This is a genomic window from Deltaproteobacteria bacterium, from assembly GCA_015233135.1.
GTDB lineage: Bacteria > UBA10199 > UBA10199 > JADFYH01 > JADFYH01 > JADFYH01.
Genome location: JADFYH010000013.1, coordinates 17,859 through 36,572 on the forward strand (window position 1 = coordinate 17,859; position 18,714 = coordinate 36,572).

An 18,714-nucleotide genomic window follows, 5' to 3' on the forward strand; every position below is an offset into this window, starting at 1 on the left:
ATTTGAAAGTTTTGACACTATTTTTGGGCCGAGCGTCTGGTGAAAAATAGGAACTCAAATTTATAGGGCACCTCTATATCCTCGAAATCTTCAAGGCATCTACATCCACTAACCGCTTGAGTTCTTTACGCACAAAACTTTCCAGATCTTGCTCGTATTCAAAAGTAAGGGCGTGTTCAAAAACCGCCTTGGCTTCACGAAAAGAAAGTGCGCGTATCATTCCTTTCACTCGAGGGATAGACAGGGCATTCATCGACAATTGACTGAAGCCCAAGCCTAGCAGGATTAAAATATACCAAGGACTGCTGGCCATTTCGCCGCAGACTCCTACTGGGATGTGGGCTTCCTGAGCGGCTTGTACAGTCATCTTCATGAGACGTAAAACGGTAGGATGCAAGGGCTTATAAAGATGGGCAACGCCTTCGTTGATGCGATCTACAGCCAGGCTGTATTGAATCAGATCGTTTGTTCCGATACTCAGAAAATCTACTTCACGGGCAATTTCGCGAGCAAGAATAACCGCGGAAGGGGTTTCCACCATCACCCCCAAGGGCAGATGAGGATCATAATCGATTTTTTTGGCGGAGAGTTCTTCCTTGATTTCTTCAAGAAGTTTTTTGACTTGAGCCACTTCCGAAAGCGAAGAAATCATGGGAAGCATGACCTTCAGTCGTCCAAAAACGCTGGCTCTCAAAAGGGCCCGCAATTGGGCTTTAAAAAGAGTTTTTTCCTTCAGACAAAATCGTATGGCCCTTAAACCCAGAGCAGGATTGGGTTCGCTCTTATATTTGTGCTGGGTAGGAATCTTGTCTGCCCCAATATCCAGGGTACGAATGGTGGCTGGTAGGGGATAAACCGACTCTACTACCTTTTTGTAGATCTGGAATTGTTCTTCTTCCGAAGGGGCCTGCGCACGATTTAAAAATAAAAATTCGGTGCGAAACAGGCCTATTCCCTCGGCACCCTGCATTTTGAGAGAATCGATTTCCTCTACCAATTCGATATTGGCCAACAAATGAAGACGAAAATGATCAAGCGTCTCTGTAGGAAGATGAATTTGCTTGAGCAGTTTTTTGTCGGCCTGCACACTTTCTTTTTGCAAAGATTGATAGTGAGCCAGCTCCTCGGGGCCAGGATGTAAAATTACAATTCCCGCTTCACCATCCAGGATGAGGGTTTCCCCATTTTTTATTTTTTGGGTAATTTGCTTACAACCCAATACCGCCGGTAAATGCATGGCACGGGAGACAATGGCCGTGTGGGAAGTTTCTCCCCCCACTTCGGTGACAAAACCTTTGATGCGGTATTTGTGAAGCTCCGAAGTTTCTGCAGGAGACAAGTCCTGTGCGACGAGAATGGAATTGAGAGGGAGATTGGACATGGGTTCCTGGGTGTTTCCCACCACCAGATGTTCAATGATCTTTTGGCCGATATAATCGATGTCGGACTGGCGTTCCCTAAAATAAGACTCTTCGAAGTTTGAAAAAACGCTCTTGATGCGTGTGAGAGTTTTTTGCAGGGCCCATTCTGCATTAATGTGTTCACTTTTGATATGATCAATGGTGTTTTGGACGAGGAGTTCATCCTGCAAAATCATCCCATAAGATTCCAAAATATGAATCTGTGCTTGGCCCTCATATTTGCAGAGCCTTTCTTTGATTCTCAGAAAATCTTCATTAATTTTGAGAATGCTTTCCTGAAAGCGCTGAATCTCCGAATTCAGTTCTTTGACGGGAATCCAGTATTGCGGAATTTGGAGTGGGCTTTTCTCCAGGACAAAGGCTTGTCCCATGGCAATTCCAGGAGCGGCAGCGATTCCCTTCAGGTGAAGGGATTTCCGAATAGGTTTTTCTCTGCCTTTTGTGTTCACAATTCTATTCTTCTCCAAATTTATTTTCGAATAGGTAAACCAACGCCTCCAAGGCTTCTTTTGCATCCTCTCCTTCAAAAAAAGCTTTTACGGAGGTCCCCTTAGAAGCAGCGAGCATGAGTACCCCCATAATTGATTTAGCATTTACTTTCTGGCCGTTCGCCTCCAGTTGAACTTCACAGCGAAAACTATTCAATGTTTTTACCAGCTGTGCGGCGGCTCGTGCGTGCAAGCCTAATTTATTTTTAACGACCAGGGTTTTTTCCAATTTTGGATTCATAGGGGTCCTTTATCAAAGACTTATCCTGCGCGGTTGCCAGGGGTTCAGACTCAAGGAGTCGGGCACTGTCGTGTAGGACAAAAAATATGTTTTCTTCCGTATTCTGTTAAAAAGAGAAGTAATTCCTCTAAACTTAAGTTTTGTTGTATCTGACTCAACTTCAGAAGCATGGGCAGATTGTAACCAGAAATCAACTCCACTTCACCCTTTTTAAGCAGACCCAAGCACAAATTACTGGGGGTTGCGCCAAAGAGGTCACTTAAAATCAAGACCCCGTCCCCCCGCTGGGCCTCTTTTATAGCCTTTTCCAGCTCTTTTCTGATGCCTTCGGTGTGATCTGAATCTTCCACATCCACACATAAAAAGGAAGACTCCTCCCCTCGGATGAATTCTATCACTTTTTTGATCTCGCTGGCCAGTGTAGCATGACTGATCAGAACAATTCCAATATTCATTATCGCTCCAAATCACGATGTTCCAAGCTTACCGGATGCCCCTTATTATGAAAAAAACTTTTAAAATATTCAACAAAGCTTACAGAACGATGCTTACCTCCCGTACAACCAAAAGCGACGGTTAGATAGGATTTGCCTTCTTGTGAATAGCGGGGGCTTAAAAAAGCAAATAATCCTTGTAGCTTACGAATCATTTTTTGGCTTTCGGAATTCGAAAACACAAAGTGTTGTACCGCTTTACCGGTCCCATCTTTATTCTTAAGAGTTTTTTCAAAATAGGGGTTAGGCAAAAAACGAAGGTCAAACACTAGATCGCTGTAGGAAGGGAGACCAAATTTAAAACCAAAAGAAATGAGATGAATGGGAATTTTTTTAGATTGGCTCTCCACGAATAAAGATTGCTTGAGCAGTTTTTTCAGCTCGTGGACGTTCAGCCGAGAGCTATCGATGATCCGATCTGCCAGTTGTTTGATGGGTTCAAAAAATTGGATTTCTTTTTGAATTCCCGCCTGAAGATTTCCTTTTTTTGCCAAGGGATGCAGATGCCGTGTTTCGGAAAAACGTCGGGTAAGCACCGATTCAGAAGCGCTAAAAAAAAGAATTTTCAGTTCAGGAAATTCCTTTTTCAAGAGGGGAATTTTTTCTTCAAAAAATGAAAAAAAATCGGGGTCTCGAGCATCCATATGAATGGCCAATTGGCTGAATTTTTTCTTTGGAAATTCTTTTTGAAGCAAGGGAAGCACCAATGCCGTAGGAAGATTGTCGATGCAGAAATAACCCCAGTCTTCTAGAAAGCTCATTGCGGTGGATTTCCCGGCACCCGAAAGTCCGGTAATGAGTAAGAGAGATTGGGGTGTGGTTTTGGTCATTTTATTCCAATGAATTCCATAGAAACTGGTTCAAATGTTCCTTTTTGAGAATTTCACGTTGCAGCCGATCTTGAAATTCCCGGGCGGAAAAATGGCCTTTGATTTTGAGCAAATGGTTTCTGGCTGCCACTTCGATGAGCGTTGTCATGTTTCTTCCGGGTCGCACCGGAATTTTCAAATGAGGGATTTTGACTTCCAAAATATTGTAGTTTTGTTCATCGATACCCAACCTGTCGTATTCTTCCTGAGGGTTCCACTCGACCAGCTCCACCACCATCTCAATGATTTTTTGATCACGCGTGGAAGCGATGCCAAATAAATCCTTGATGTTGATGATGCCCAGCCCCCTGATTTCCATGTGATGTTTAATCACCCCGGATCCTCTTCCAGAAAGGGTTGCAGGAGGTTTTTTCTTAATTTCCACCACGTCGTCAGCCACCAGGCGATGTCCGCGTAGCACCAGATCGAGGGCGCATTCGCTTTTTCCCATACCACTTTTTCCAACGATGAGTACACCCACTCCCAAAACATCTACCAGTACCGCATGCATGGAAGTGGTGGCGGTGAGTTTATCTTCCAAAAATTTGGTAACCCGATTAATAAAAGTGCTGGTAAGTAGCTGAGTGGAAAAAATTGGAATTTGCTTTTTTTCGGCTTCTTCAGACAAGGCGACAGGAACTTTATTCCCCCGACTCACCACAATACAGGCAAGTTCCACTGCGCAAATCTTTCCTAAAATTTCCCTTACTTTTTTAGGGTTCAAGGAATTGAGATAGGCAATTTCAGATTTTCCAAACACCTGGACACGCCCGGAATGCAGGTTAGAAACGTCACCGGTCAAGGCAAGTCCGGGCTTTTGAATGCGCGGAATATTTATTTTTTTATGAAGACCTTTCTTTCCCGAGACCAGACTAAGCCCTAATTGATAATCATGGTCTTGAAGCAGGTCTCCAACCAATATGCCAATCATGTGTATTTCCGTAACCTGATTTCACTCTGCAACCCTCTCTCCCTTAAGTGGAGAGAGCTGGAGAGAGGGTGGAACTATAAGTACACTCGGAATCACCCTCTCCCTGACCCTCCCCCCTCAAGGGGGAGGGGAATTAGCGGGAAGCAAAGCTTGTTAAGCTCAAAATGACTCTTCTTCTTGTGAAAACAGTTCAAAAAGTGCGGCCTTATCGTTTGCTTGCAGCAAGGCGGTTCGAAAGTTTTTTTCTTTTAACAGACGGGAAAGTTTAGCCAATATCTTCAGATGCATCCCTGCTGCATTTTCAGGGGCCAGGATGGCAAAAAACAGGTGAACCAGTTCGCCATCCTGGGCCTCGAAATCAATCCCAGCAGTGCTGCGAGCAAAGCAGGCGACGATTTTTTTTGCCTCGGCCAATTTACCATGGGGAATGGCCACCCCCATTCCAATACCGGTGCTCCCCAACTTTTCACGCTCCATCAATACGGAGAGGATCTGTTCTCTGTGCAGACCACTTTCCAAACCGGCCAATTTCGTCGCAATCTCACCCATGGCCTCGTTTTTGGATTTGGCCTTCAATTGAGGGAGGATAGATTCTAAACTGAAAATTTGGGTGAGTTTCATGGGCCTACTCTAATTTTCTGACAGCAAAGGGGCGGCTTCATGAGTGGGAAGGGCTCGGTGATCTTTTACTTTTTCTTTATGTTTCACTAAATGCCGCTCCACTTTTGAAGCCAGCTTGTCGATGGAGGTGTACATGTCTTCCGATTCTTCTATCCCATGAAAATGAAAATGTTTGGCTTTTATCGTCACCTCCGCCACTTGATGGATTTTTTTCTGAACTGAAAACACCAAATGAACCTCGATGGGCTCATGAAGATATTTTTTGAATTTTTCCATTTTCTTGTCCGCATGGTCGCGAAGGGCCTCCGAGGTTTCTAGATGTCTAAAAGTTACGTGGATCTGCATAAGAGCCTCCTCTTTAGAAGAGTTGTTTACGTTTTGATGAAGGGAGAATTCCCAGCATCTCTCTATATTTTGCAACCGTACGACGTGCCAAATCCATTTTAGATTGCTTGAGCAATTCCACAATGTGCTGATCCGAATAAGGAGATCGAGGATTTTCCTGCTCGATAATTCGCTTCAACTTGTTTTTGATCGATTCGCTTGCAATAGAATTGCCCTCTTCATTGGAGACTCCGTTATTAAAAAAATATTTCAATTCAAAAAGACCACGAGGTGTATGTAGATACTTATTGGTGGTGACCCGAGAAACAGTCGATTCATGCATTTCAATTTCTTCGGCGATATCCTTGAGTACCATGGGTTTCAGATACTCCACTCCTTTTTCCAGAAAATCACGCTGAAACTTAAGAATAGCTTTGACAACCTTATACAAGGTTCGCTGGCGTTGATGGATGCTTTTGATCAACCACACGGCGGAACGCAGCTTATTTTGGACGTAATCTTTGGCATCTCCCTTGGCTTGCTCGGTATGGGCGAGTTTTTTATAGAAAGAGGAGACTTGCAGCTTGGGCAGACCATCTTCATTGAGTACCACGACCCATTCTCTTCCAATCTTGTAGATGTAGGCATCCGGGGTGATATATTCCGCTGAACTATCGGAGAAAGACCGGCCTGGTTTGGGTTCTAATTCGTGGATGATCTTAGCCAGCTCAATCACCTTGTCGAGACTGATCTTCATGTTTTTTGCGATGTTGCGATAATCTTTGCGTTCGAGTTCGTGGAGGTGATTTTTAACGATGTGTTCCAGAGCCTGTTTTTCGTAACCAAAATAACGAATTTGTAGCAAGAGACATTCCTGGACTGTTCGGGCCCCTACTCCGGGGGGATCAAATTTTTGTACTTTCTCCAAAACGGTTTCCAGGGTTTCAACGGCACAGTTTGCCTTATCTGAAAGTTCTTCCAGGCTATCTTGTAGATAACCGTCCTCGTTGATAGAGGAGATTAGCAAAGCGGCCAAATTTTCCTGCTCAGGATCAAAATTAGAGAGCTGCAATTGCCACATCAGGTGCTCGTTCAAGTTGCTTTTTTGGGAAAGTGTGCTTTCAAAGGTGGTTGCATCCTCTGGAGGAGAGGAAAACCCTTCCGAGGAATTATTGTAGGTATTAAAGTAGTTTTCCCAGTCAAAGTCTTTGGGTTCTTTAATTTCCCCCTCTTTTTGATTCATTACCTCAGCGCTGGGGGCCTCCGGGTTTTTCTCCAAAGGATTTTCGTTCTCCTGAAATTCCTCTACAGGATTATGCTCTACCTTTATTTCTTCCCCTTCAGAGACTTCTTCCAACACGGGATTTTCTAAGAGTTCTTCCCGAACGGTTTCGAGTAATTCTAAACGCGTAAGCTGAAGGAGTTTGATGGATTGTTGTAATTGCGGAGTAATTACAAGGCGTTGAGAAAGTTTTAAATTTTGTCGAATCTCTAGGGCCATAAGAGTAAACCTGGGGAAATGTTAGTGGCCTGGTTCTTGAATGTCAATGACTACTAAGGGGCAACGGATCTTGCCGCTTATCCCAAAAATATGCAGAACTTTTTTCTGGGTTAAGACGAAATTTTTTGCAGAATGAAGGAATGAATTTGATTATTACTCGCTATTGTTTTTGTTCCGTGATCATAGATCGCTTTTTCTAGGTCATATTTCAACTCGTTGCCCTCCCAAGTGCTAAACACTCCCCCTGTCTCCTCCAAAATAATCTGGGGGGCCACCGTATCCCAATAGCTGACGGAATGATGATTGAGGTAAATGTCACCGATCTGTCGAACTAATAAGCCGACCTTGATGCCTACGCTGTTGATGGGAGGGATGAGCGGACCGGTCAGCTTTTGACGAATTTCATTCAATTCGTTTTCAGGAAATCCGGGTGAGAGAATGAGCGGCATTTGTTGGATGAGATTTCTCGAAGAAACTCGAAGCCCTTGTTTTCTACCTTTCCAGGTATGCGAGGCTCCCTCTCCCTTTACCGCGGCATACAGATGCCCTTCCAAGGGATCTTTCACGATACCCAGATAGGGTTTTCTATTTTTCAAAAGGCCTATCATCACCGAATAACCCGGAATCCCTTTGGCATAGGCCTTGGTGCCATCCAGAGGATCAATCACCCAGACATATTCGGAGTTTATATTTCCACTCAGCCCCGTTTCTTCGCTTAAGATGGCATGATCCGGAAAGGCCTTTTGCAAGCCTTCGACAATGATCTGGTTCGCGATAAAATCCGCTTCGGTCACAATCGAATGGTCGGCCTTGCGTTGGTCTTTAGTGGAATTTCGAGTGAGTTGTGTAATTGCCAAAGCGGCTTGTTCAGCGAGGGGGATGGCGGTGTGGAGGAGGATATTCATATCGAGGCTCTTGCACAATTGGTGACAGCTTTGAAGTAGATAAACAATTGAATTTGAATTTCAGGAAGTATAGGTCGGTTCTAGCAAACTGGGGTTTCAATGCAGATTACTTGATCGTATGCCATGCGCCATGGAATGAGTATCAAGATATAAAAGGCTTTTGTAAATCAGCCAGCATCGAAGAAGTCGCTAAGCTCGATTACGTCTTAACCCCTGGGCGTTATGTGGGTTTAGAAGATGTGGAGGATGATTTTGATTTTGCCGAACGCTTTAGCCAATTGAAGGCCGAGCTTGAAGATCAAATGAAAGAAGAAACAATATTGAATAAAAGGATTCTAGAAAATCTGGAGCGAATTCAATCGTAGAAAAAAACTTTATGACCCAATCCCTTTCAAAAACAGATGCTCAAGGTCAACTTCTCTTCTATCAAACTGAGGATGGGCAAACAAAACTTGAGGTGAAGTTAGCCGAGGAAACGGTGTGGCTTACTCAAATAGGCATGGCGGAATTGTTTCAAACCACGAAGCAAAACATCAGTCTACATCTTAAAAATATATTTGAAGACAACGAGTTGGATGAGTTTCGAGTTGTCAAGGATCACTTGACAACTGCCGCGGACGGAAAAAATTACCAGACGAAATTCTATAATCTTGAAGCCATTATCTCCGTAGGCTACCGGGTTCGTTCTTCGAGAGGCACTCAATTTCGCCGCTGGGCGACTGAGCGTTTGAACGAATACGTCGTCAAGGGTTTCACTATGGATGATGACAGATTGAAGCAGGTCTCCAATATCGGATCGGATTATTTTGACGAGATGCTGGCGCGGATTCGCGATATTCGTTCCAGCGAGAAGCGCTTTTACCAAAAAATTAGGGATATCTACAAACTGGCTGCGGATTATGATCCCAAGGCTGAAGAAACACTGGAATTCTTCCAGATTGTCCAGAATAAGCTGCATTTCGCGATATCGGGAAAAACCGCGGCAGAGCTGATTTCTGAAAGGGCCAACGCTTCCAAAGCGAACATGGGATTGACCTCTTGGCAAGGCGCTAAAATTCGCAAGATCGATGTCACTATCGCTAAAAATTATCTGAGCGAGGAAGAAGTATCCCAACTCAATCGTATTGTGACTATGTATCTAGATTATGCCGAGGACCAAGCCCGTCGCCATAAACAAATTTTCATGAAAGACTGGCGCGAAAAGTTGGACGCCTTTCTCAAATTTAATGAACGCGATATTCTGAATAACTCTGGAAAAGTTGCCAAGGCTGTTGCCGATCAACTGGCACTGCATCAATACGAAATTTATCATCAAAATCGCTTGCTTCAAGAATCGAAACAAGAGGCCTTTGAAGACGACAAAGACTTGAAGGCTATTGAAACTAAGGTGGGTAAGAGCAGAAAACCTATTACTAAAAAGTGATCCGTGTAAATTGCTTAAGAAGGTGGTTTGAATACTCCACGTCATTTTCAACACGGGCCTGTTGTTCAAACTCCCCGTGAAGCTTTACAATTATCTCCTTTTCCATATTTTCCTCATTTGTTTCGTTGCTAAATAATAGTCTCAGTTCTTACACAATTGCAGGTTGCTTTGAAGTAGATAAACGATTGAATTTGAATTTCAGTAAAGTATAAGGGCAGTTCTATGAAACTCCAAGATAACGAAATCCGCGACGTTATCAAATGCCAAAACCTGAAAAATCTCGATCACGAATGCCTCTGGCATCCCTTTACACAAATGAAGGAATACGAGGCCGAAGATCCTCTCATTATTGAAAGCGGTGAAGGAAACTGGCTCATCGATATTGAAGGTAAAAAATATCTGGATGGGGTTTCGTCTCTGTGGGTGACGGTGCATGGGCATCGTAAGAAGGAATTGGATGAGGCCTTAAAAAAACAGATTGATAAAATTGCGCACTCTACTTTGCTGGGGCTTTCCAATACCCCTGCACTCTTGCTGGCCGAGGCCTTGTTGAAAATTGTTCCGCAGAATTTAAAGAAGGTGTTTTATTCCGATTCGGGTTCTACGGCCGTGGAGATTGCCCTGAAGATTGCCTATCAATATTTTCAGAATAAGCCCGAGACCCAAAAGAAAACGCAATTTGTCACGCTTGAAAACGCCTATCATGGGGACACGATTGGTTCGGTGAGTGTGGGAGGGATTGATCTCTTTCATTCGGTCTACAAACAACTCTTGTTTCAGTCCTATAAAATAAAGAATTTTGATCTGGTCTGGGCCGAAAATCTCTTGAAAGAAAAGGCCCAGGAGATTGCAGCGGTGTTTATAGAACCTCTCATCCAAGGGGCGGCAGGCATGCTTTTGCAGCCCCCAGGATTTCTTGAAAAACTGCGGAAGCTCACTCAAAAATATGGGGTTTTACTGATCGTGGATGAAGTGGCTACCGGTTTTGGTCGCACGGGAAAGATGTTTGCCTGCGAACATCAGCAAGTCCAACCCGATTTGATGTGTGTCGCCAAAGGGCTTACCGGTGGCTATTTGCCGCTGGCAGCCACGCTAGCGACTCCGGAAATTTATGAGGGGTTTTATACCGATTATGTGCAACTCAAGACTTTTTTCCATGGCCATACCTATACCGGTAATCCTCTGGCCTGTGCCGTGGCCTTGGCCAATCTGGAAATTTTTAAAAAAGAAAAAACCATCGAGGCCCTTCAGCCAAAAATCAAATTGTTTCAAGAGCTGCTTGCGGATTTTCCGAACCATCCCCATATCAAAGAAGTGCGTCAAATGGGCCTCATGATAGGAGTAGAGTTGATCAAAGATAAAAAAAATAATCAAGAATATGAACTCGCCGAACGCATCGGGAACCGCGTCATTTTACAGGCCCGAAAAAAAGGAGTGGTGATACGACCCTTGGGTTCCGTCATCGTCTTGATGCCGCCCTTGTCGATTACGGAAGAAGAAATCCATTTGTTGGTGAAGGTTTTAAAAGAATCCATCGACGAGGTCTGCGGATGAAATCTCTTTTTATTACGGCCACCGATACGAACGTAGGCAAGACCCTGGTGGGGGCAGCGATTGCGGCTTTCCTCCGGTCAAAAAAAATAAATGTGGGCGTTTTTAAGCCTTGTGAATCGGGTTGTTCCAAAAATGAACGGGGCGAATTGATCCCTGCCGATGCCCTGTTTCTCAAACAAATGTCCGCCTCGTCCGATTCCCTTGAAGAGATTAATCCCTATCGCTTTGCAGCGCCTTTAGCACCTGGTCTGGCGGCTCAGTTGGAGAACAAGGAAATCGATTTAGAAAAAATTAAGAGACAATTTTTAGAAATAGAAGCGCGCCATGAAATCACCTTGGTGGAAGGGGCGGGCGGCTTGATGGTGCCGTTGGGTAAAGCACAAAATAATGTCCACCTGATTCAAAAGTTAGAAATCCCGGTATTGTTGATTGTTCGCAATGGACTGGGAACCCTGAATCACACGCTTTTAAGCCTGGCGCACTTGGAAAGAGAAAAGGTGGAGGTGTTGGGGCTGATCTTGAATCAAACTCAGGCGGAAGTGGATACTTCCGCTGTGTATAATCTAGAAACCTTAAGAGAATGGACCTCAGTTCCCGTACTGGGCGTTTTTCCTTTTATCCAAAAACCTTTTCGAGTTTCTGTGCTTGCGGAGGAGGCAAAAAAAATTCTTTTAGAACATTCCTTCTGGAGTTAACCCGCCTCGTATAGCAACACCCTTTTCCTTCGCGCTCCCCAATTTTCCGGGGCGCGATCAAAAAAACCTGCGCACCTTGTTCCGCAGTTCTGGCATTTTCCCTGGGGGTCCAGATTCCAGGAAGTGAGCTGGTACCCATTTCTCCCGATGAGTTTTGTGTGACATTGCGAACAATAGGTCGATTGGCCCTCTTCGTCTTGTACATTTCCTGTATAGACATAAAAGAGGCCATTTTTTTGGGCAATTTCTCTTGCCTTGCTTAGGCTTGTTTGAGGCGTATGTATTTTATCCCTCATTTTATAATCGGGATGAAAGGCCGAAACATGTAAGGGAACTTCCGGGCCCAGATTTTCATAAAACCACTGGGTCATTTCTTCCAATTCTTCCTCCGAATCATTTTCTCCGGGAATAAGCAAAGTCGTAACTTCCAACCAGACGCCGGTCTCTTTTTTTAAGTAAACGAGGGTATCCAACACAGGCTGCAGATCTCCCTTGGTCAGCTCCCTGTAAAAACGAGAGGTGAAACCCTTCAAATCCACGTTGGCGGCATCAATATATTGATAGAACTCTTTTCGGGGCTCCGCACACATATATCCTGCGGTCACTGCAACCGATTTAATTCCCTGTTCCCGACAGGCCTGCGCGACATCCATGGCATATTCCATAAACACCACCGGATCATTGTAAGTAAAGGCCACGGAACGACAACCCAGCTCCTTGGCACTTTGGGCAATTTTCTCCGGCGAGGCCTCATCCTGCAGGGTATCCATCTCGCGCGATTTGCTGATGTCCCAATTCTGGCAGAACTGGCAGGAAAGATTACAGCCCGCGGTTCCAAAGGAAAGGATGGAACTTCCAGGGTAGAAATGATTGAGTGGCTTTTTCTCAATAGGATCCACGCAGAAACCGCTGGATCGACCATAGGTTTTTGAAACAATCTGCTGTCCTTCGCAGGCTCGCACAAAACACAGGCCCCGTTGGCCCTCTTGCAGTTTGCAGGCCCGGGGGCAAACGTCGCATTGCACACGCCCATCCTCCAGGAGATGCCAATATTTTGTGGGCCATGAAGAAGTGTCCCTTGATTTTGTCTGAAGAGTTGCCATGTTTGGCAAGATAAGAAGCAAAAGACAAAAAACAAGGGAGATTTTATGATTAAAATTCAAAAAGCCTCGGTCGCGGGTTCTTTTTACCCTGCCCAAAGTGAAGAATTAAGGGAGGAGTTGGGTCATTATTTTCAAGTGGCCCCTGACAGCACAGCAAGGCCCAAGGCCATGATTGTTCCTCATGCAGGCACCCTTTATTCGGGCCCCATTGCTGCTTCGGCCTATAAAACCTTGTTTTCCCTCTCTCATACCATTCAACAGGTAGTGCTTTTAGGGCCGGCACACCGTTTGGGATTTGAAGGCCTGGCCATCCCCAGTGCCGATTATTTCGAAACTCCTTTGGGGCGTATTGGTATCGATCAGGAAAAGCTGAAACTGATTCAAAATCTTCCGCAAGTAGTTCGCTTGGACGAGGCCCATCAGGGAGAACACAGCCTGGAAGTGCAGCTTCCCTTTTTACAAATGGCCTTGGGAGATTTCAAGCTGACGCCGCTGGTGGTGGGTTGGAGCAGCCCCGAAGCCGTGGCGGAGGTTTTGGAAAAATTATGGGGGGGAGAGGAAACTTTAATTGTAGTGAGCTCCGACTTGAGTCATTATCTGGATTACGCAAGCGCTCAAAAAATAGATCGTGCCACGGCGGATAAAATTGAAAAACTGGATTGGAGACGACTACAAGACGATCAGGCCTGCGGATTTTTCCCACTTCGAGGGCTATTACTGGAGGCTCAAAAAAAACATCTCCAGGTAAAAACCCTGGCCCTGAGAAATTCGGGCGATACCGCGGGGGATAAAAATCGGGTGGTAGGATATGGAGCCTTCTATTTCTATGAAAACGAAAATACTTACTCTTGCAACAATTCTTAGCTTAACCCTTTTGAATACAGGCTATTCAAAAGAAAACGTCGCCACTTAAACTGCCCCTTCAAGTTCGATCAATTTGCCCAGGGCAAAATCTCCCACAGGGGCCAAGATATTCATTGTAGAACCCGCCAATGGCGCTACAGTCAGCAATCCCGTCGTCGTGAAATTTGGAATTCAAGGAATGGAACTGGCCCCCGCATTATCTTCTGGTCGATGTCCTTAACTACTCTGATGAAATAATGACGCATGTCTAAGTTTTCTTCTGAGCACTTCTGATTAAATGAAAATATTCAATTTCCTCGTGAAAATCAAATTTTGAATATCTTAGATGATCTCCCATATTATTTATAAACGTTTTATCTGTTCCTCGAGTGTTTACAAGATGCTTCGTTATATCAAAGCGTTGTTCTTGTTGAAGTTGGGAAAAAAAATGCATAAACGGTGCTTCCTTCTCTTTTTGAAAAGGAGTCTCAAAGAGTTCGCCAAAAAGATCAAATCCTTTAGGATCTCTCAGCTGAGAGAGGGCCCAAGCCAGACATCTTTTTATCATGGGATCGTCCCTAAGCGCTGAAGAACTGAGCTGAGCTACCTCCTTTTTGAAACGGAAGTCTTTTACTTGTCCGATGATATATAAAACAGATCCGAGCAAATCGGGTGTTTGTTCTTTTAAAGTTTTTTGAACAAAATTTAAATACAGTGAGTACGTGCTTCTGAAGCGTGCCAAGCCCATGTAGGCATTGGCTTTCACTCGGTTATTAGAGGAAGAGAGATGCTTTTTAAAATAAGGGATAAGGGACTTGTCGTTATAAAGACTAAGAGTTTCAAGTGTGTTGGCGATGAGGCGCTCATCCGAATCTTCCAACCCATTTAATAAAAAGGGGATGGCTTTTTTTCCATACATATTGACCAAGAGTGCCGTAGCGTTGAGGCGTACACGGAGGGATTTTACTTTCTCTTGGGCTAATATTACGTTGATCATGAATTGAACGGCCCCATACTGTTGGGAGACACTCAATGCATCTAGAACAGCAATTTGAATCTCTTCTTTGTCTGAGCGAAATTCTTTCATTATATTTTCCAGAGAATCTTCATGCTGGGAATAACCAAGTCCTAAGATAATTGTTTTTCGAAGTAATTTTTTGGGATTTCCTTCCAACAAGTTTTTCATTTTTTTGAGATAACTTTTTGGGCGTAAAAAAGATAAAGCCTGAACCGCAATAATGGCCGCTGTTTTATGTCCTGCTTCCACGAATTGATACATGGTTTGGATAAATCTTCGTCTAAATCGCAGGACAGCAAGAAAAACAAGAATCAGACACGCGAGAATAATTCCTAAAATGAATTTTCTTTGATGCAAAGGAGCCAACTGTTGTGCGTAAGGAAGGATGAAAAAGAAAGGAATTCCCGCAACGGTATAGTAAAAAAAACTTTGTAAAGAACGAAGCTTGTTTCTGAAATGACCTACAAAAGAAAAAAGAATCATTTGGTTGGAAGGGAGGTAAAGGCAATTTTCAGTTACCCGTTTGGTGATCTCAAGGAAAATAAAGGCATAAAACGACTGCGTGACTAAGGCAAGTACGCTCACCATTAAAAAGCTAAAAATTTGAATGTGAAAGAGTTGAATAGGTGAAACACGTTTTCTTTGGATTAAACGCCCTGTGGTTAAACTGGCAAGAATGACAAGGGCACTTGCAACAAAGATATAATCCATCGTCATATTTTTAATGGCTTCAAAAGAATGCAACTCCTGTTTTAAAACCAACTTTACCAAATATTCTTCCGAAATTTTAAGCGCGCCAAACCCAAGTGAAACCACTAGGAATACAACTTTTAAATGCTTGAAAATATCCGTTTTTAAAATGGGTGCCTCATCCATTTTTTTTGAAAATTTAATTTCAATATTTTTGGTCGGATAAAATTGAAGCGCTGTAAAAAAAAGTAGGCTCAGGCAAATACAAATTTCCGTGAGAATCATCTGGTCCGGTGTCAGGGATAATTTGGATAGCTTCAAAAAAATGATAACCAACAAGGCTCCAATTTCAAAAGAGCTGGCAAGGTAGGAAAAATAGGGCTGGGATCTTGCGGGATCCAAGTGATTCATCACCAGTTCGGTGCCTATCCACCGAAAAAATGCGATCCCATAACAGGCAAGAAAAAACCAAATAAGGGCTTTCAAAAAAGGAGAGTGAAAAACGAGGATAAGTAAAAGAAGTGCTAACGAGTAAATAAAAATGGAAAAAATGGAAAAAGTGGCAAATTTCATTTTTTTTAATCGAAAATGCGCCAAAAAAAATGAAAGAGAAATCCCCGAGAAAATACTGATGTGAAAAGTATAAATAGGTTCCGTAACACTGAGGAGAAAGGCTTGTGAACCAATGAGGTTGAGGGTAAACGCCGCCCCAGCAATTATACCAAATAGAATAATAGCGAGCCGATTGTTGATAGGCATAAGTTCCAAAAGTCTATCATAATTCGTATGACAAAAAGGTATGTTTTTTTATGACAGGCGAAATTGGATTATTTACTTTTTATTTTTTTCCTGTTTTATCCATCCCTGCGGAGCTGGTTAACCCCTTTTCAGTCTTGAAGGATTTATGAATAAAAATACTCTTTTGGACATTGCCAAAAAATCCATTGCTCATGGCCTCGAACACGGAAACCCGCTGGCTGTGAAGCTCCAAGATTTTCCCCAGGAACTCCAGGAAATCCGCGCCACCTTTGTCACCCTGCATCTTCAGCAACAGTTGCGAGGCTGCATCGGCATGCTCGAGGCCCTTCGTCCTCTGGTGGTGGATGTGGCCGAAAATGCCTATGCCGCCGCCTTTCAAGATTCGCGCTTTGAACCCGTCAGCCCTCAAGAATTTCCTTTGCTTGAAATTTCCATTTCCATTTTGTCTGTCCCCATCCGCATGCACTTTGAATCAGAAGAAGCCTTGCTCCAACAAATTCGGGTAGGAGTAGACGGACTTATTTTAAGCGAAGGAAGAAGACGAGGAACTTTTTTGCCTTCGGTTTGGGAGCAGATTTCAAACGCGAAAGAATTTTTAACCCAGCTCAAATTCAAGGCAGGCCTACCTCAAAATTATTGGTCGAGCAGTCTGACGGTGCATCGCTATACGGTGGAGGAGATTAGGTAACGGGTCAGTATTTAAATTAAGTATAAATATCCAGGGTTCTCAAATAGGGGAATTTTAATTTCAGGATTTTTTGATAAAGTTTAAGTAATTTAGAACTAGAACTGGATCCGTAAAATAGGGAATAGCCTTCGGCGTCTTCCTGATCTTCCGCGGCCATTTCAAAATAAAGTTCATCTTCGCTGAACACCTTGGCGACAAGGCTGCTTTCTTTATTTTTGTCTACTGAAGTAATCTTGTTTTGCCTTCTTCGAACTAGGGTTCTGGAAAGTCTGACAATGGGGCTGCTTTGGATGGGAATAATCTTCATCTCCATAATCTGAACAACGGATTTTTTAGGATGAAACTGAAATAAAAAAACGGCATTCCATTTCTGGAATGCCGTTTTGTTTCTAAGAACTACGCGCTTACAGGTTCTTGAGCAGTTCGAGTGCAATTTGAGGCAGACTATTTGCCTTCGCAAGTACCTGCGTGCCAGCTTGCTGCAAGACTTGGGCGGAAGTAAGGTCTGCGGTTTCTTTGGCGATATCTGCATCGCGGATAGTCGATTCCGCGGTGGTAAGATTTTCCTTACGGGTTTGAATTTCCGCCAGGGCGGTGTTGAAACGGTTCACCTTTGAACCGACGTCGGTTCGCCTTGTCTGAAGTTGTTTAATGACGTTATCGAGAATAAACAGGCCCGTTTGAGCATTGCTGACACTGCTAACGTTTAGGGTACTCAGAGTCAATGCTGAGGTGAGTGAAACGGTTAATGCCGAACCTGATGTTGATAGCAATGCGCTGGTAGCATCAGTTATAGTAAAGGAACTATCAGCGGATAATCGAACGCTGGAACGGAATCCAATATTGCTGGCCGAGCCTTGCGACAAGATAGTAACACCCATGAAGTTAGTGGCACTATCATTAGCGTTGTTTGAGTTTATATATTGGAAGTCAATATTTCTTCCGTCAGAAGCATTAAGCACTATAGTATTTGCAGTGGTATCAATCGTAGCCGAGACACCGGTTTGGATGGAAACGCTATTGATGGCATCCGTGACTGTCTGGGCATCTCCGTCTGAGTTGCTGATGCCTCCTGCCAGACCTAAGCTTACCCCATTCAATTTCACCAAGCTATAGGTTCCACCAAATGCGGCGCTGATAGTGTTGGAATAATTTAAAGTGACGACGTTAGCTAATGCGGTTGCAGTTACACCTGTAGCGGCCCCAGCAACTGAGTTGATGGCATTTGCAACGGCGATGGCACTGTTGGTACTTTCAACGTTGGATACACCATCTGAAGAAAAGGATGAAACCCCAATGGCAGTTGAGCCAATCGTAATTGTTGTAATATTGGTAAAATCTACTGCGACGGCAGTCATCTGAGAGAAAGCAGCAATAGTCTTTATGGCTATTTGACCAATGTAAGAACTGGCTGTGTTTGTAATACTGGTGCTAATTTGATCTGCAGCTCCAGATCCCACTTGGAAGGCCTTGTTAGTGAAAGTTCCATCTAGGAGTTTGATTCCATTGAATGATGACGCGGCTACTAAGCGGCTGTATTCGCTCAAGAGATCGTTAATGGAAGTAGTAATGTTTGAACGGTCTGCAGAGGAAATGGTAGCATCGGCCGCCTGAACCACTTTTTCACGAATGCTTTGAGTGAGGTCTGTCAGCTGAGCAAGACCCCCTTCAGCAACACCCAATAGGTTGGAGGCACCGGAAATGTTCTGTTCGGCGACGGTGATTCCTCGGATATTACTACGTAAGCCTTCCGACTTGAACAGACCTACCACGTCATCAGCTCCGCGGTTGATTCTAAGACCTGTAGAAAGTCTTTCCATCGTGGCACTTAATTTTTTGCCGGTTTGAGCCAGATTGTTCTGAGCTCTGAGGGCAGATACGTTTGTATTAATTCTTAATCCCATGACAATTCTCCTTGTTAAATTCTGTTTTTATTTTTTGAGAAAATTCGTTTTCTATGATCCGATATTTTTCTCGCTTCACTCCAATTGGACGGAACAAGTGCGATAAACTTTAAGTTTATTTTTGTGCGGGTGCTGCGTTTGATTCAAAGCGGCCTTGTTTTTTTCTTTTTATATAGTAAGGAGGAGAGCACCTCTGTACGGGAAGCTATTTGTTTTTTTCAAAAATTATTGATCAGTTGCAT

The 18,714-nt window shown here is 43.8% G+C and carries 20 protein-coding genes; 7 read left to right on the forward strand and 13 right to left on the reverse strand.

Annotated elements, in window-relative coordinates; genetic code table 11:
- Positions 1–73: 73 nt before the first annotated feature.
- From ptsP to HQM15_05985, 9 genes are all read right to left on the reverse strand, one after another.
- Positions 74–1,870, reverse strand: coding sequence for a phosphoenolpyruvate--protein phosphotransferase (gene ptsP, locus HQM15_05945; GenBank protein MBF0492305.1), 1,797 nt, complete (start codon positions 1,868–1,870; stop codon positions 74–76).
- A gap of 4 nt (positions 1,871–1,874) precedes the next feature.
- Entirely contained in the window at positions 1,875–2,150 is a 276-nt protein-coding gene (locus tag HQM15_05950; GenBank protein MBF0492306.1) for an HPr family phosphocarrier protein, read from the reverse strand.
- A 50-nt stretch (positions 2,151–2,200) separates the two neighbouring features.
- Positions 2,201–2,605: a PTS sugar transporter subunit IIA gene (locus HQM15_05955; GenBank protein MBF0492307.1), complete on the reverse strand. Its 405-nt coding sequence runs from the start codon at positions 2,603–2,605 to the stop codon at positions 2,201–2,203.
- Entirely contained in the window at positions 2,605–3,474 is an 870-nt protein-coding gene (gene rapZ, locus HQM15_05960) for an RNase adapter RapZ (protein MBF0492308.1), read from the reverse strand. The genes HQM15_05955 and rapZ overlap by 1 nt, the downstream gene beginning before the upstream one ends.
- Before the next feature lies 1 nt (position 3,475).
- Positions 3,476–4,444 carry an HPr(Ser) kinase/phosphatase gene (gene hprK, locus HQM15_05965; GenBank protein ID MBF0492309.1) on the reverse strand — a complete coding sequence of 323 codons (969 nt, stop codon included), beginning with the start codon at positions 4,442–4,444 and terminating at the stop codon, positions 3,476–3,478.
- A 159-nt stretch (positions 4,445–4,603) separates the two neighbouring features.
- Complete coding sequence (locus HQM15_05970; protein ID MBF0492310.1) at positions 4,604–5,065, reverse strand: PTS sugar transporter subunit IIA; 462 nt, start codon at positions 5,063–5,065, stop codon at positions 4,604–4,606.
- Between the two features lie 9 nt (positions 5,066–5,074).
- Positions 5,075–5,410, reverse strand: coding sequence for a ribosome-associated translation inhibitor RaiA (gene raiA, locus HQM15_05975; GenBank protein MBF0492311.1), 336 nt, complete (start codon positions 5,408–5,410; stop codon positions 5,075–5,077).
- Between the two features lie 13 nt (positions 5,411–5,423).
- Positions 5,424–6,890, reverse strand: coding sequence for an RNA polymerase factor sigma-54 (rpoN, locus tag HQM15_05980; protein ID MBF0492312.1), 1,467 nt, complete (start codon positions 6,888–6,890; stop codon positions 5,424–5,426).
- 110 nt (positions 6,891–7,000) lie between these two features.
- A complete protein-coding gene (locus tag HQM15_05985) occupies positions 7,001–7,795 on the reverse strand; it encodes an inositol monophosphatase (GenBank protein MBF0492313.1) in 795 nt (264 codons plus the stop codon).
- Between HQM15_05985 and HQM15_05990 the strand changes: the two genes are divergently transcribed.
- The 4 genes from HQM15_05990 (at position 7,741) to bioD (ending at position 11,467) form a co-directional block, all read left to right on the forward strand.
- On the forward strand, positions 7,741–8,160 hold the full coding sequence (locus HQM15_05990) for an SAM-dependent DNA methyltransferase (protein ID MBF0492314.1): 420 nt from the start codon (positions 7,741–7,743) through the stop codon (positions 8,158–8,160). The genes HQM15_05985 and HQM15_05990 overlap by 55 nt on opposite strands.
- An 11-nt stretch (positions 8,161–8,171) precedes the next feature.
- Complete coding sequence (locus tag HQM15_05995) at positions 8,172–9,218, forward strand: virulence RhuM family protein (GenBank protein ID MBF0492315.1); 1,047 nt, start codon at positions 8,172–8,174, stop codon at positions 9,216–9,218.
- Between the two features lie 222 nt (positions 9,219–9,440).
- On the forward strand, positions 9,441–10,772 hold the full coding sequence (gene bioA / locus HQM15_06000; GenBank protein ID MBF0492316.1) for an adenosylmethionine--8-amino-7-oxononanoate transaminase: 1,332 nt from the start codon (positions 9,441–9,443) through the stop codon (positions 10,770–10,772).
- The gene (bioD, locus tag HQM15_06005) at positions 10,769–11,467 is read left to right on the forward strand and encodes a dethiobiotin synthase (protein ID MBF0492317.1); all 699 of its coding nucleotides are present in this window, start codon (positions 10,769–10,771) and stop codon (positions 11,465–11,467) included. The genes bioA and bioD overlap by 4 nt, the downstream gene beginning before the upstream one ends.
- Here bioD and amrS read toward each other — a convergent pair.
- The gene (amrS, locus tag HQM15_06010) at positions 11,464–12,570 is read right to left on the reverse strand and encodes an AmmeMemoRadiSam system radical SAM enzyme (protein MBF0492318.1); all 1,107 of its coding nucleotides are present in this window, start codon (positions 12,568–12,570) and stop codon (positions 11,464–11,466) included. The genes bioD and amrS overlap by 4 nt on opposite strands.
- A gap of 45 nt (positions 12,571–12,615) precedes the next feature.
- Here amrS and amrB point away from each other — a divergent pair, with 45 nt between their 5' ends.
- Together amrB and HQM15_06020 are read left to right on the forward strand one after the other, a co-directional pair.
- Positions 12,616–13,434, forward strand: coding sequence for an AmmeMemoRadiSam system protein B (gene amrB / locus HQM15_06015; protein ID MBF0492319.1), 819 nt, complete (start codon positions 12,616–12,618; stop codon positions 13,432–13,434).
- 73 nt (positions 13,435–13,507) lie between these two features.
- Complete coding sequence (locus HQM15_06020; protein MBF0492320.1) at positions 13,508–13,654, forward strand: hypothetical protein; 147 nt, start codon at positions 13,508–13,510, stop codon at positions 13,652–13,654.
- Positions 13,655–13,681: 27 nt separating this feature from the next.
- Here the strand turns inward: HQM15_06020 and HQM15_06025 are convergent, their stop codons facing one another.
- On the reverse strand, positions 13,682–15,880 hold the full coding sequence (locus HQM15_06025; protein MBF0492321.1) for a HEAT repeat domain-containing protein: 2,199 nt from the start codon (positions 15,878–15,880) through the stop codon (positions 13,682–13,684).
- Positions 15,881–16,025: 145 nt separating this feature from the next.
- Here HQM15_06025 and amrA point away from each other — a divergent pair, with 145 nt between their 5' ends.
- On the forward strand, positions 16,026–16,568 hold the full coding sequence (gene amrA, locus HQM15_06030) for an AmmeMemoRadiSam system protein A (protein ID MBF0492322.1): 543 nt from the start codon (positions 16,026–16,028) through the stop codon (positions 16,566–16,568).
- Positions 16,569–16,584: 16 nt separating this feature from the next.
- Here the strand turns inward: amrA and HQM15_06035 are convergent, their stop codons facing one another.
- Entirely contained in the window at positions 16,585–16,881 is a 297-nt protein-coding gene (locus HQM15_06035) for a hypothetical protein (protein MBF0492323.1), read from the reverse strand.
- Between the two features lie 91 nt (positions 16,882–16,972).
- The gene (locus tag HQM15_06040) at positions 16,973–18,472 is read right to left on the reverse strand and encodes a hypothetical protein (protein MBF0492324.1); all 1,500 of its coding nucleotides are present in this window, start codon (positions 18,470–18,472) and stop codon (positions 16,973–16,975) included.
- Between the last annotated feature and the right edge of the window lie 242 nt (positions 18,473–18,714).